12 protein-coding genes are annotated in these 11,869 nt (G+C 64.5%); 9 read left to right on the top strand and 3 right to left on the bottom strand.

From position 1 onward, the window contains the following. Positions 1-2 precede the first annotated feature (2 nt). Positions 3-716 carry a GntR family transcriptional regulator gene (locus tag CH306_RS27810; RefSeq protein ID WP_032396017.1) on the bottom strand — a complete coding sequence of 238 codons (714 nt, stop codon included), beginning with the start codon at positions 714-716 and terminating at the stop codon, positions 3-5. Between the two features lie 108 nt (positions 717-824). Between CH306_RS27810 and CH306_RS27805 the strand changes: the two genes are divergently transcribed. The 6 genes from CH306_RS27805 to CH306_RS27780 all read left to right on the top strand — a co-directional run bounded on the left by CH306_RS27805 (position 825) and on the right by CH306_RS27780 (position 6,871). Then, the gene (locus tag CH306_RS27805; RefSeq protein WP_094648465.1) at positions 825-1,523 is read left to right on the top strand and encodes a phosphonatase-like hydrolase; all 699 of its coding nucleotides are present in this window, start codon (positions 825-827) and stop codon (positions 1,521-1,523) included. A 41-nt stretch (positions 1,524-1,564) separates the two neighbouring features. Continuing rightward, positions 1,565-2,533, top strand: coding sequence for a phosphate/phosphite/phosphonate ABC transporter substrate-binding protein (locus tag CH306_RS27800; protein WP_094648464.1), 969 nt, complete (start codon positions 1,565-1,567; stop codon positions 2,531-2,533). Beyond that, positions 2,533-3,339, top strand: a complete 807-nt coding sequence (gene phnC, locus CH306_RS27795; RefSeq protein WP_179278606.1) for a phosphonate ABC transporter ATP-binding protein — start codon at positions 2,533-2,535, stop codon at positions 3,337-3,339. Before CH306_RS27800 ends, phnC begins: the two co-directional genes overlap by 1 nt. After that, complete coding sequence (phnE, locus tag CH306_RS27790) at positions 3,336-4,928, top strand: phosphonate ABC transporter, permease protein PhnE (protein ID WP_094648463.1); 1,593 nt, start codon at positions 3,336-3,338, stop codon at positions 4,926-4,928. Before phnC ends, phnE begins: the two co-directional genes overlap by 4 nt. Then, positions 4,904-5,920 carry a zinc-binding dehydrogenase gene (locus CH306_RS27785; RefSeq protein ID WP_094648462.1) on the top strand — a complete coding sequence of 339 codons (1,017 nt, stop codon included), beginning with the start codon at positions 4,904-4,906 and terminating at the stop codon, positions 5,918-5,920. Before phnE ends, CH306_RS27785 begins: the two co-directional genes overlap by 25 nt. A 153-nt stretch (positions 5,921-6,073) precedes the next feature. Then, a complete protein-coding gene (locus CH306_RS27780) occupies positions 6,074-6,871 on the top strand; it encodes a DNA-formamidopyrimidine glycosylase family protein (protein WP_094648524.1) in 798 nt (265 codons plus the stop codon). Between the two features lie 120 nt (positions 6,872-6,991). On the opposite strand, the gene CH306_RS27775 is transcribed toward CH306_RS27780, so the two are convergent. Both CH306_RS27775 and CH306_RS27770 read right to left on the bottom strand, forming a co-directional pair. Then, positions 6,992-7,711 (bottom strand): GAF and ANTAR domain-containing protein, encoded by a 720-nt coding sequence (locus tag CH306_RS27775; protein WP_032396011.1) that lies wholly within the window; start codon positions 7,709-7,711, stop codon positions 6,992-6,994. Positions 7,712-7,933: 222 nt separating this feature from the next. Beyond that, the gene (locus CH306_RS27770) at positions 7,934-8,104 is read right to left on the bottom strand and encodes a CsbD family protein (RefSeq protein WP_027495724.1); all 171 of its coding nucleotides are present in this window, start codon (positions 8,102-8,104) and stop codon (positions 7,934-7,936) included. Positions 8,105-8,254: 150 nt separating this feature from the next. Between CH306_RS27770 and CH306_RS27765 the strand changes: the two genes are divergently transcribed. From CH306_RS27765 to CH306_RS27755, 3 genes are all read left to right on the top strand, one after another. Next, the gene (locus CH306_RS27765) at positions 8,255-9,238 is read left to right on the top strand and encodes a YihY/virulence factor BrkB family protein (protein WP_094630639.1); all 984 of its coding nucleotides are present in this window, start codon (positions 8,255-8,257) and stop codon (positions 9,236-9,238) included. A gap of 128 nt (positions 9,239-9,366) precedes the next feature. Next, positions 9,367-9,969 (top strand): TetR/AcrR family transcriptional regulator, encoded by a 603-nt coding sequence (locus CH306_RS27760; RefSeq protein ID WP_094648461.1) that lies wholly within the window; start codon positions 9,367-9,369, stop codon positions 9,967-9,969. Next, entirely contained in the window at positions 9,966-11,549 is a 1,584-nt protein-coding gene (locus CH306_RS27755) for a carboxylesterase/lipase family protein (protein WP_094648460.1), read from the top strand. The genes CH306_RS27760 and CH306_RS27755 overlap by 4 nt, the downstream gene beginning before the upstream one ends. The last annotated feature ends 320 nt before the right edge of the window (positions 11,550-11,869 follow it).

Here is an 11,869-nt window from a genome sequence, read left to right as displayed (position 1 = left end):
TGTCAGGCGTCCATGACGGCGGTGAAGGTCATCCGGTCTCCGCGATAGAGCGACCGTCGGTGTTCGATGGGAACACCGTCCGTGTCGTAGGAGACACGGCCGAGCAGAAACATCGGTGTCCGAGTGTCGACGGTGAGCAGTGCGGCTTCCCTGGCATCGGGGAGGACGGTTTCGATGGTGTCGACAACGCGCCCGAACGTGACTCCCCGGGCTGCCAATTCGGCATAGAGAGACGTTCGGTGATCGAAACTGTCCTGTAGCCCCGGGATTCGATAGGCGGGAATGCGGGTCGTTTCCAGTCCGACTCGCACGTCGCCGGTGGTGAAGACGCGTTCGAGTTGCACCACCTCCGAACCGATCTCGATCGCGAGGAGTTCCGCCAGCACGTCGTCTGCTCGGAACACTTCCCAGCCGACCAGAATTCGAGTGGCGCTCATGCCCTTCTCGCGCGCGGCCTCGGTGTAGGAGCCGATCGCCAACGGCAGCACCACTTTGGGTTCGGCCACCACCGTCGCCCGGCCGCGACGTTCGATTCGACCGGCTACCAACAGTTCTCGGATGGCTTGACGCAGTGTCTCGCGGGACACGTCGTATCGATCGGCGAGATCGCGCTCGGACGGAAACGCGTCGCCCGCAGACATGCCGTCGAGCATCGCGTCGAGGCTTCTGCGGACGATCTGATGCTTGAGTACGCGAGGTTCGGTGTCCACGGCCATGGACCAACCATAGCATCAATTGGTCTAGACCTAATTGTCGTGCGACGTTCACGGTCCGTTCACTCACGTTCCACGTAATGGTCTATACCAAACGGCAGTCTCTTCCCCATGCCGAACTCCACCAGCCCGAACATCAGCACCCCCGTCGAGCTCGTCGTCCTCGACATGGCCGGAACCACTGTCACCGACGACGGTCTGGTACTCGAATCGTTCGATGCCGCAGCCACCGCCGTCGGACTTGCCGACGCCGGTCCGGAACGTGACGACGCCCGCCGCTATGTGCTCGACACGATGGGTCGGTCCAAGATCGAGGTGTTCCGCGCACTGTTCGGAACAGAGGACCGCGCTCAGGCCGCCAACCGCGCTTTCGAGTCGGCCTACGACGCCCGCATCGACGACGGGGTCTCACCCGTACCCGGTGCGGCCCAGGCGATCACGAAGCTTCGCGAATCCGGAATCACCGTCGTCCTGACGACCGGATTCTCTGCACCCACCCAGAATCGCATCATCGACGCGCTCGGCTGGCGGGATCTGCCGGACGCATTCCTCGCACCCGGGAGTGCCGGTCGTGGCCGTCCCCACCCCGATCTCGTGCTCTCGGCCGCCCTTCTCGCCGAGGTGACCGACATTTCCGCGGTCGCCGTCGTCGGTGACACGTCGAGTGACATCCTGTCCGGTCGCCGAGCCGGCGCAGCGCTGTTGGTCGGCGTCCTCACCGGAGCTCACTCCGAGACCCAGCTGCTCGAAGCGGGTGCCACCCACGTGCTCGACAGCGTCGCCGACCTTCCCCCCATCGTTCTGCCCTGAACACCTCCTTCGCCCGAACCTCACCGAACGGAAAATCTGCCATGATCACCACCTCACGCCGTCGCGCCGGAACCGCCGCGGCCGTGCTCTCTGCCGCGGCTCTCGTCGCAGCCGGTTGTTCGAGCTCATCCGAGGGAGCCACCACCGAGCAGGGATTCCCCGAAACCATCACACTCGCAGCCATTCCCGCCGAGAACTCCACAGACCTGAAAGCCAGCTACGACCCCGTCATCGAGCGGCTGGAGAACGAGACCGGAGCGAGCGTCGAGTTCATCCAGGCCTCGGACTACGCCGGCGTGGTCGAGGGCCTGATCGCAGGCAACGTCGACATCGCGTTCTTCGGCCCCTTCGCGTACGTCGTCGCGGGCATCAACGGTGCGGAGATGACACCGCTGGGTGCCGTCGTCCAGGACGAGGGAACTCCTCCCGGCTACCAGTCGTACGGGATCGCTCGTTCGGACAATGCCTCGGTGAACGGTCTCGCCGACTACGCAGGCAAGAAGGTCTGCTTCGTCGACCCGAGCTCCACCTCCGGATTCCTCTACCCGACAGCGGGACTCATCGAGGACAACGTCATTTCCTCCGGTTCCGAGGCCGACATCTCCGCCGCGATGACCCCGATCTACGCCGGCGGACACGATGCATCGGCGCTGGCCGTCAAGGCCGGAGACTGCGACGCCGGATTCGCGTTCGACACCATGGTCGACCGCACGATGATCGACAACGGTGAACTTGCACCCGGTGAGCTCAAGACCGTGTGGAAGTCCGAGATGATCGCCGGATCGCTCTTCGCAGCCAACAACGATCTCGGTGCCGACGCCATTGCCAAGCTCCAGGACGTCTTCAGCGAGGGCATGAACTCGGATGCCTTCGTGGCCGACGGCATCTGTGCCGAGGAATGCCGCATCACCGACGAGGACGCCTGGGGCGTCGTTCCCGCCCAGGACAGCGATTACGACGGCGTGCGCCACGTATGCGAGGTCACCGGCTCCGAGAAGTGCCAGGGCTGATGATGTCCGCACCGAGGGACCGGGGCGACGTGGTGGTCAGTGTTCGCAACGTCACCAAGACATTCGGATCCACCACAGCGCTCGAGAACGTGAATCTCGATGTGCATCAGAGTGAGATGTTGGTTCTGCTCGGGCTTTCCGGCTCCGGGAAGTCGACGCTGTTGCGGTGCATCAACGGCTTGCAGCCCGTGACGTCGGGGAGCGTCACTGCACTCGACATCCGGGTCGACCTGGCGAACCGCCGCCGTGTGCGCGAGCTACGCCGAGATGTCGGCTTCGTCTTCCAGCACTTCAATCTCGTGGGCCGGCTGAGTTGCCTCGAGAACGTACTCGTGGGAGGCATCGGCCGACTGTCGATTCCGCGCTACGGCGCACTCACCTACCCGAAAGCGATGCGAGAGGAAGCCCGCGCGTGCCTCGACCGAGTCGGGTTGGCGGACTTCGCCGAACGGCGTGCCGACACGCTGTCGGGTGGACAGCAGCAACGGGTGGCGATCGCACGCACCCTGATGCAGCGTCCGCGGATCGTCCTCGCGGACGAACCCGTCGCCTCGCTCGACCCCGAGAACGCGGGCGTGGTGATGGATCTGTTGCAGCGAGTGTGCAGCGAGGAGAAACTGACCGTGGTGTGCACGTTGCATCAGGTCGATCTCGCCCTCGGCTGGGCCCATCGCCTCGTGGGTCTCCGAGACGGTCGGGTGGTGCTCGATCGCCCCGCCGCCGGTCTCCAGCGTGACGACATCATGCCGATCTATCAACGGATCGCGCCCGACCCCGGGAGCATGACCACGGTGGCACCGACATGACCGTCACCGTCGAACCGAAGCCCACGAACACTGCAGGGCAGAAGGATCCGCAGCGGCGTCGATGGCTGTTCCCGGCACTGGGTGTCGTCGCGCTCGTTCTCACCGTGCTCTCGGCGGGCTACATCGACTTCGCGCCGACGACCTTGATCGACGGTCTCGAGGATGTGGGCAACCTGCTCGAGCGGATGCTGCCGCCGCGTGTCGACGACACCGGAAGGATCGTCTCCCTCGCGCTCGACACCTTGCTCATGGCAGTGCTGGGCACCGTGCTCGCAGCGGTCGTCTCGGTACCGCTGGCGTTCCTCGCGGCACGGAACACCTCGCCCCACCCGGCCCTGTACGGCATCGCGCGCGCCGTCATCACCTTCTGCCGGGCGATGCCGGATCTGCTGTTCGCGGTGCTGTTCGTCCGGGCGTTGGGAATCGGTGTGCTGCCCGGCATCCTGGCTCTGGCACTACATTCCATCGGCATGCTCGGCAAACTGTTCGCCGACGCCATCGAAGAGACCGATGTCGGACCGCGAGAGGCGCTCCGTGCCGCTGGAGCCGGCTACTACCGGGAGATGATCAATGCCGTTGTTCCGCAGGTCGTTCCGGCGTGGATCGGCGCTTTCGTCTATCGAATCGACATCAATCTGCGCATGTCGGTCGTGCTCGGCTTCGTCGGGGCAGGCGGCATCGGTTTTGCCCTGCAGGACGCTCTCCGCGGACTGATCTACCCGCGTGCTCTCGGAATCGTGTTGGTGATCCTGGTGATCATCGCCGCAATGGAATTTGTAGCGATGGCTCTGCGCCGCATGCTGCTGGTCCCGTCTGCGGCCGGCCCGCAGCGCGATCGACTGATGCGCCTCGGGGCGTCGGCTGTGCTCTTGTTCGCGATCGTGGCGTCGTTCGTGGTTCTCGAATTGGATCCGCGCTCGCTGCTGACCTGGATCGGACCGTCGATCGAGGTGTTCGGTCGAATGGTCCCACCGGATTTCTCCGCTTTGGGATCGGACCTGTTCGACGCCGCCGTTCAGACCGTCGCCATCGGAGTCGTGGCCACCGCAATCGGCATCGTGCTGTCGATTCCCGTCGGAGTTCTGGCTGCGCGCAACGCAACTCCGCATCCCGCGGTGTACTGGGTTGCGCGATCCTGGATTCTGTTGGTTCGGGCTGTGCCCGAACTCATCCTCGCCGTCGTGTTCGTCGCAGCGCTCGGATTGGGTCCGGTGGCGGGAACCTGCGCACTGGCCATCGGATCCGTCGGATTTCTCGGCAAACTCGTTGCGGACGCGATCGAGGAGATCGATCCCGGTCCCCTCGAAGCGGTGGCGTCGGTGGGTGGCGGTTGGTGGAACAGGACATTGAGTGCCGTTGTCCCTCAGGCCATTCCATCGATGGTCGGTTCGAGCTTGTATCTGCTCGACGTGAACATTCGTACCTCGACCATTCTCGGTATCGTCGGTGCGGGCGGTATCGGCTTCCTGCTCTTCGAGTCGATTCGTACCCTGAACTTCGACGTCGCCGGTGCGATCGTTCTCGTCATCTTCGTCGTCGTGTACATCGTGGAAAGGATCTCCGGATGGATCAGATCACTGCTGGTCTGACACCGGCCGCCGTCTGGACAGGGAGCGGGATCGAGATGTGGGACATCGAGATTCCCGCCCTCGAGTCGGGTGATCTGCTGGTGCGCGTCGATCTCGCCACGGTGTGCGGGAGCGATCTGCACACGGTGTCCGGTCGACGGCACGGAGCGTGCCCGTCGGTACTCGGGCACGAGGCCGTCGGTCGCGTCGTCGCCGTCGGTGATGCCACATCCCCTGCGGCGGTCGGGGATCGGATCGTGTGGTCGGTGACCGTGCCCTGCGGCCGATGCAGTCGATGCGTCCACGGGTTCACGGCCAAGTGCTCGTCCGTGCGCAAGGTGGGTCACGAATCTGCCGAGAGCCCATGGGTTCTCAGCGGCTCCTACGCCCGACACATCGTGCTTCCTCGCGGGACCGCAGTGGCCCGGGTTCCCGACACCATGCCCGATGCCGTCGCCGCACCGGCAGCGTGTGCGACGGCCACGGTGATGGCGGCTCTCGATGCCGCGGGTGCTTTGGACGGCCGACGGGTACTGATCGTCGGGGCCGGAATGCTGGGGGTCACCGCCGCCCCGGCGGCATGCGAGCGAGGGGCATCGGTGACGGTCGTCGATCGAGACCCGGAGCGACAGAGACAATCTCGTGCATTCGGGGCCGGTGAGGACGACGGTGCACGAACAGATGTGGCGATCGACTTCTCCGGATCGTCGGAGGCCGTGCAGTCGGCGTTGGGGCGACTCGACGTCGGTGGGCGGCTCGTGCTTGCCGGATCCGTCGCGCCGGGTCCGCCGATCACCGTCGACCCGGAAGCAGTGGTCCGGAACTGGCTGACCATCACCGGCATCCACAACTACGAGCCGCGGCACCTCCATCAGGCCGTTGCCTTCCTACGCGACACCGGCGCGAAGTATCCGTGGGAATCCCTCGTCGAGGCACCGGTGCCGTTGGCCGAACTCGCGTCGGTGTTGCGGCCGACGCCGTCGGGAATTCTCCGATCTTCGGTCGCGCCGTAGGTTTTGGGTCTGTCCACCAGCTCTGTCGTGCCCACGTCGGCCGGGGCGTGTCGCCGACAGCGTCGCCCTCGACGTAGCGAGCGACGATCAGATCCGGCCGATGCGGGCCCGGTGTTCGGATTGCGTTTCGTTCGAGCGGGATACCCGGAGGTCATGCCCGAAGGTGACACAGTGTTCGCATTGGCCGCGAGGTTGCGTCGAGCATTGGACGGCGCATCGTTGCGGGCCGGAAGGCTGCAGGTGCCCGCGCATGCAGTCGAGAATCTGGCCGGGCGAACCGTCGTCGCACACCGGACCCACGGCAAGCATCTGCTGACCGATTTCGACGACGGCACGACGCTGCACACGCATCTGCGGATGAGCGGATCGTGGACGGTGGTGCGGGCCGGTCGCTCGATTCCGCAGCGTGTCCGACCCGACGTGCGGGTGCGGCTCGCCGCGGTCGACGGGCCGACTGCCTACGGAATTCTGCTACCGGTCGTCGATTACGGATACACACCGGACATGAACGCGCTGATCGCACATCTGGGACCGGACCCACTGCACTCGACGTTCGACGCAGACCGGGCGGTTGCCAACATTGCCGCTCAGGGAACGCGGCCGATCATCGCGACGCTGCTGGACCAGAGGGTGATCGCCGGGCCGGGAAATCTGTGGGCGAACGAGCTCTGCTTTTTGCGCGGGCTGTGGCCGTGGACTCCGTCGACCGCCGTCGACGGACAGCGGTTGGTCGCGTTGCTCGAACGAGCGATGCGTCACTCGGCGACGGTCCCGGGTGCGATGCAGGTGACCACCGGGGACACTCGCCGGGGCAGCACGCATTGGGTCGCCGGTCGAGCAGGGAAGCCGTGCCTGCGGTGCGGAACATCGATTCGGGTGGTCGCAGAAGTGAACGGTGACCCGGACAGGCGTCGAACGTGGTGGTGTCCGAGCTGTCAACCGGAGCAATAGCGACGGGCGGTCGATCGCTGTTGTCTCAACGAGATAACCGCCCGCGGGTATCGCGTGTTGCCTGCCGATACCACTGACAGCCATTCCTCGCGAGCGGCGAATCGAAACCCCGTCGTCTCGTCAGAAGGTCGAGTCCGTCGGATGATCGGTCTCCACCAGATCACGGGCCACGAGGTGCAGAGGGAGGTTCTGTTGCTGTGACAGCTTGGCCAACAGCTCGAAGGCCTGCACCGCGTCGAGGTCGTAGCGTTCCATGATCATGCCCTTGGCCTGACCGATGATGTCTCGACTGGCCAGACCGGTTCGGAACTGCTCGTGGTCACGGGCGCTGAGCATCGCGATGGCAGCGTGGGCAGAAAGCGCTTCACCGATGGTCACCGCGTCGGCGTGGAATGCGCCGGGTCGGTCGCTGTAGAGCACGAGCGCACCGAGGTCGTCGGCGTTGCTGTAGAGCTGGAACGCAGCAAGTGATTTGAAACCCTCTTCAACGGCGGTGGCAGCGAATCGAGGCCACCGATCCTCGTCGGTCAGATCGGCGGCGACGACGACGTCGAAGTGATGAACCTCGGTGGAAATGGGTCCTTCGCCGAGCTCGTACTGCAGGCGACACAGCTTCTCCGCGACCGGATCGGTGGACGCGACCACCGTCCGCTCGCCCTTTTTCACCGTGGTGATGCATCCGGTGACTGCACCCGGGATCATCGTGATGGCAGTACGCAGAATCGCATCGAGTGTCTGCGGCATCGAGCGCCGAGTCTCACGCAAGGATCGGGCGAATTCGGCCAAGCTCGAGGCGTCCGCCGATGCGGCTGTGTTGCCTTCGATAGAAGAGTGCGGCATGCACACAGTCCTCTCGCATGGGACCCCTGCGGACTTCGTCGCAGAGATCCGAGATCATGCGCCTTCTGCTGGACGCTCGATTCGGCCGACGGTGTCGGCTCCGTGCATTTTATACGCTGCCTTCGGGACGGTTGTACGTAGAACCGTCGAGCATCGGCGGCGGCACCCGAAAACGCAGCGAGGGCCGCCGATCCGCAGATCGACGGCCCTCGCGGGTGCGACTTACTTGAAGGTGTCCTTGATGTTCTCGCCGACCTTCTTCACGCCTGCCGAACCCTGGTCCTTCTTGCCCTCGGCCTCGAGGTCCTTGTTGTTGGTGGCGTCGCCCACAACTTCCTTGGCCTTGCCGATGGCGTCTTCTGCTGCGTTCTTGGCCTTGTCGATGAAGCTCATGTGAGTCCCTTTCTCGTTTCGTGCGGTGTCAGTAGTTGGTCGATGCTCGAACCGGAAAGCGCACGCCGAACCTATGAGATCTGGGTCACATCGAACGCCGCGCTCGGTCGACGTTTCGAGGAGCGGCACGGCGGATACATTCGAGCGATGATGGTCGGCAAGGTGGACAGCTTTCAGCGCAGGCACCCGTCAGCGGGTTTCCCGCTCGCAGTTCTGTACAAGTTCCTCGACGATCGAGGTGGATATCTCGCGGCTCTCATCGCGTACTACTCGTTTCTCTCGTTGTTCCCGTTGCTGCTGCTCTTCACCACCGTGTTGGGAATCGTGCTGGCCGGCGACCCCGAATTGCAGAGTCGAATCATCGATTCCGCGATGAGCCAGATCCCGGTCATCGGTGACCAACTCGGTCAGCCGGACCGCCTCAGCGGCGGAACGACCGCCATCGTCATCGGCGTGGTGGGGTCGTTGTACGGCGGACTCGGAGTGTCACTTGCCGCGCAGTACGCGATGAACACCGCGTGGTCCGTCCCGCGAAACGAACAACCGGATCCGATCAAGGGACGCCTGCGAGGGCTGTTGCTGCTGAGCACCGTCGGCACGGCGATCATCGGACTGACCGTTCTCAACGGAGTCGCGTCCTCGGGTGTGTTCGGTTTTGCCGGCGGTGCGTTGGCGCTCGTCGGGGCCGTCGTCGTCAACGTCGTGGTCTTCACCGCCGCATTCCGTATCGGCACCGCCCGAGCCCTGACCGTGCGTGAGGTGCTGCCCGGCGCTGCGATCGCCGCGGTGATCTGGCAGGCACTGCAATCGTTCGGCGGGATCTACATTCGCTATGTCGTCGGCAACGCCAGCGCCAGCAACGGAATCTTTGCGATCGTCCTCGGCCTGCTCGGCTTTCTCTACGTCTCGTCGGTGCTCATCGTGCTGTGTATCGAAATCAATGCCGTGCGTGTCGACCACCTGCACCCACGGGCGCTGTTGACGCCGTTCACCGACAACGTCGAACTCACCGAGGGTGACAAGAACTCCTACACCGGACAGGCAGAAGCGCAGCGCAACAAAGGATTCCAGGACATCACGGTCACCTACGACGAGCCGGATTCGGTGACGGGGGAAGACGCGCCGACCAAGTGACCCGTGTGTCCACTATTTCTGCTCGCGAGCGGGATCCCGTGTTCGGATGCGAATCGTGGTCACTCCTGACGGCTCGAAATTTCTGACATGCATGGGAAAAATAATGCGTCAGTGCTAAAGTTGGGATCATGCCATCGCCCAAGGCGGACCGTCCCGAACCCACATTCATTCAGAACGCCCGTCGCGAACAGCTGATCCACTGCGCTGTCGATGTCATCGCGGAAGCGGGGGCGGAGAAGGCGTCGTTCGTCCGCATCGCCGAGCGCGCCGGAATCAGTCGCGGCGTCATCTCCTACCATTTCGGCACCCGCGAGGAACTCCTCGATGGCGTCGTCCAGCTCGTCTACGCACTCGGTGAACAGGAGGTCGGACCTCTCGTTCGTGCGGCAGGTTCGAGTCGAGAAGCGTTGCTGGAGTTCATCGGCGGCAGCGTCATGTTCTACGCTGCCTACCCTCGGCACATGAAGGCACTGTCGGCAATCTTCGCCACAGCTCCCGCTCGCGGTGAACGATCCGAGCACGGAGCCGAGATGCTCGAAGTCCACGGCCTTCTCGAGTCGGGGCAGCGGACTGGTGAGTTCCGGTCCTTCGACACCCGGATCATGGCCATGACGATTCGCGCTGCTCTCGACGCGGCCGTGTGGCAAGTAGGAGCTGGCGACGATGCGGTGAAGCTGGCCGACGAGCTGCGTCGAACATTCGATGCCGCAACACGATCGGACGGCCGATGAGGAAGTTGCCGGTCGCCCTCGCTACCGTGCTCCTGGTACTCGCCGGGTGCGCATCTACCTCGGATCCATCCGACAGCGCGCCCCTCGACGTCGCCACGACCACAGCTACCGTGCACGGGGTTGCTGCGCAGAACACGCGGCAATTTCTCGGCATCAGGTATGCGGAGCCTCCGGTCGGTGATCTGAGATGGTCACCTCCACAACCGCTTCCGGCATCCGACGACGATGCCGACGCCACTGCGCCGGGTTCGCAGTGTCCGCAGAGCTCGGCCGAGTCCGGTGGAACACCGACGACGGACGAAGATTGCCTCTTCCTCAATGTGACGACGCCGCTGGTGACGTCGAACGAGCCACTGCCGGTCATGGTGTGGTGGCACGGCGGCGGTTTCACGTCTGGAGCGGGCTCCGGATACGAAGCTCAGCGGATCGCTTCGGAGGGCAACGTCATCGTGGTGACGGTGAACTACCGACTGGGCATGCTGGGTTACCTGGGGCTCCCCGGCCTGGACGGGGGCGGCAACTTCGGATTCGCCGATCAGATTCAGTCCCTGCGGTGGGTGAACGACAATGCCGCAGCATTCGGGGGAGACCCCGACAACGTCACCGTGTTCGGGGAGTCCGCAGGCGGTATGGCGGCGTGTGCTGCGCTGACATCGCCTGCCGCGCAGGGGTTGGTGGACAAGGTGGCCATCATGTCGGGGTCGTGTGCGTTGAACTTTCCGACCGACTCGATCTACCCGGGCGTGCCCGAACAACGACCTTACGTTGCGCTGGCCGACAACGAGGCCACCGGAGCCGAAGTGGCGCAGCAACTGGGATGCTCGGGCTCGGGCGCGATCGAATGTTTGCGTGCGCTGCCCGTCGATGCTCTCGTAGCGCAGGGACAGAATTTCTCCAATCAACTCGCCTACGGTACCGAGCTGCTACCCGCCGATCCGGCGCGTGCTGTCGAAGCCGGTGCAGCCCTGAACGTTCCGGTGTTCTCCGGTGGCAACCGGGCCGAACAGAATTCGTTCGTCGGTGGGGCGCTGTTGGCGGATCCGACTTCGGTGACAGCCGATTCGTATCCCGCACTCCTCGCCGATGCATTCGGACCCGAGGCCGCCGGCGTCGCCGATCTGTATCCGCTGCAGAACTTTTCGTCTGCGGCGCTGGCATGGGCGTCGGCGACCACCGATGCCGGTTGGTCGTGCCCGACGTACCGAAACAACCGGGCTCTGGCAGTGAATGCGCCGGTGTATTCGTACGAGTTCGCCGATACCGGGACCGCTGACGTCAGTGGCGTCGGTGCGTCCGGCGTGCCACAGGATGCCGCACATGCGACGGATATGCCGTACTTCTTCGACATTGCGGGACACGATCTGCTGAAGACTCCGGCGCAGCACGATCTCGCCCGAACGATGATCGCGTACCTCACCTCGTTCGCCCACACCGGAACACCCAGTGCAGACAATGCACCGCCGTGGCCTCGTACCACCGCAGACGTCAGCCCCGTTCTGCAGTTCGTCTCCGACGACATCTCGGTGATCGACGCCGATGCCGAGCATCACTGCGACTTCTGGAATTCGCTCGCGCGCTGACAGATGGGTTCGGTCGACGGGCAAACGCGCGCGCATTCGTCAGGTGCGCGCGGAATTGCCGGGTGATCGGGCGCTGATTCGCGCGCGGATGGCAAGTGCGCGCGCGTTTGCGAGTGAACGGGGCAGGGGCTGGGGAGCGCTGCTGTCGCCGCGTAGGGATTGACTGCGGGGGACGAGTCGGGGGTCGGCCGGTTCGCTGGCCGATCGGGCTGAGGCAAACGCGCGCGCATTCGTCGGATGCGAGCGGAATTGCCGGGTGATCGGGCGCTGATTCGCGTGCGGATGGCAAGTGCGCGCGCGTTTGCGGGGCACGGGGGACC

Source organism: Rhodococcus sp. 15-725-2-2b (genome assembly GCF_002259075.1).
In the GTDB taxonomy this organism is placed as follows: domain Bacteria; phylum Actinomycetota; class Actinomycetes; order Mycobacteriales; family Mycobacteriaceae; genus Rhodococcoides.
The sequence above is the reverse complement of the archived record's forward strand: the minus strand, read 5'-3'. Positions and strand labels throughout refer to the sequence as shown.

Bases quoted from the DNA above. Each gene is read 5' to 3' on its own strand.
- CH306_RS27785 (WP_094648462.1), top strand. From the start codon at position 4,904: ATGGATCAGATCACTGCTGGTCTGACACCGGCCGCCGTCTGGACAGGG.
- CH306_RS27805 (WP_094648465.1), top strand. From the start codon at position 825: ATGCCGAACTCCACCAGCCCGAACATCAGCACCCCCGTCGAGCTCGTC.
- phnE (WP_094648463.1), top strand. From the start codon at position 3,336: ATGACCGTCACCGTCGAACCGAAGCCCACGAACACTGCAGGGCAGAAG.
- CH306_RS27800 (WP_094648464.1), top strand. From the start codon at position 1,565: ATGATCACCACCTCACGCCGTCGCGCCGGAACCGCCGCGGCCGTGCTC.
- CH306_RS27775 (WP_032396011.1), bottom strand. From the start codon at position 7,711: ATGCCGCACTCTTCTATCGAAGGCAACACAGCCGCATCGGCGGACGCC.
- CH306_RS27780 (WP_094648524.1), top strand. From the start codon at position 6,074: ATGCCCGAAGGTGACACAGTGTTCGCATTGGCCGCGAGGTTGCGTCGA.
- CH306_RS27810 (WP_032396017.1), bottom strand. From the start codon at position 716: ATGGCCGTGGACACCGAACCTCGCGTACTCAAGCATCAGATCGTCCGC.
- phnC (WP_179278606.1), top strand. From the start codon at position 2,533: ATGATGTCCGCACCGAGGGACCGGGGCGACGTGGTGGTCAGTGTTCGC.
- CH306_RS27755 (WP_094648460.1), top strand. From the start codon at position 9,966: ATGAGGAAGTTGCCGGTCGCCCTCGCTACCGTGCTCCTGGTACTCGCC.
- CH306_RS27765 (WP_094630639.1), top strand. From the start codon at position 8,255: ATGGTCGGCAAGGTGGACAGCTTTCAGCGCAGGCACCCGTCAGCGGGT.
- CH306_RS27770 (WP_027495724.1), bottom strand. From the start codon at position 8,104: ATGAGCTTCATCGACAAGGCCAAGAACGCAGCAGAAGACGCCATCGGC.
- CH306_RS27760 (WP_094648461.1), top strand. From the start codon at position 9,367: ATGCCATCGCCCAAGGCGGACCGTCCCGAACCCACATTCATTCAGAAC.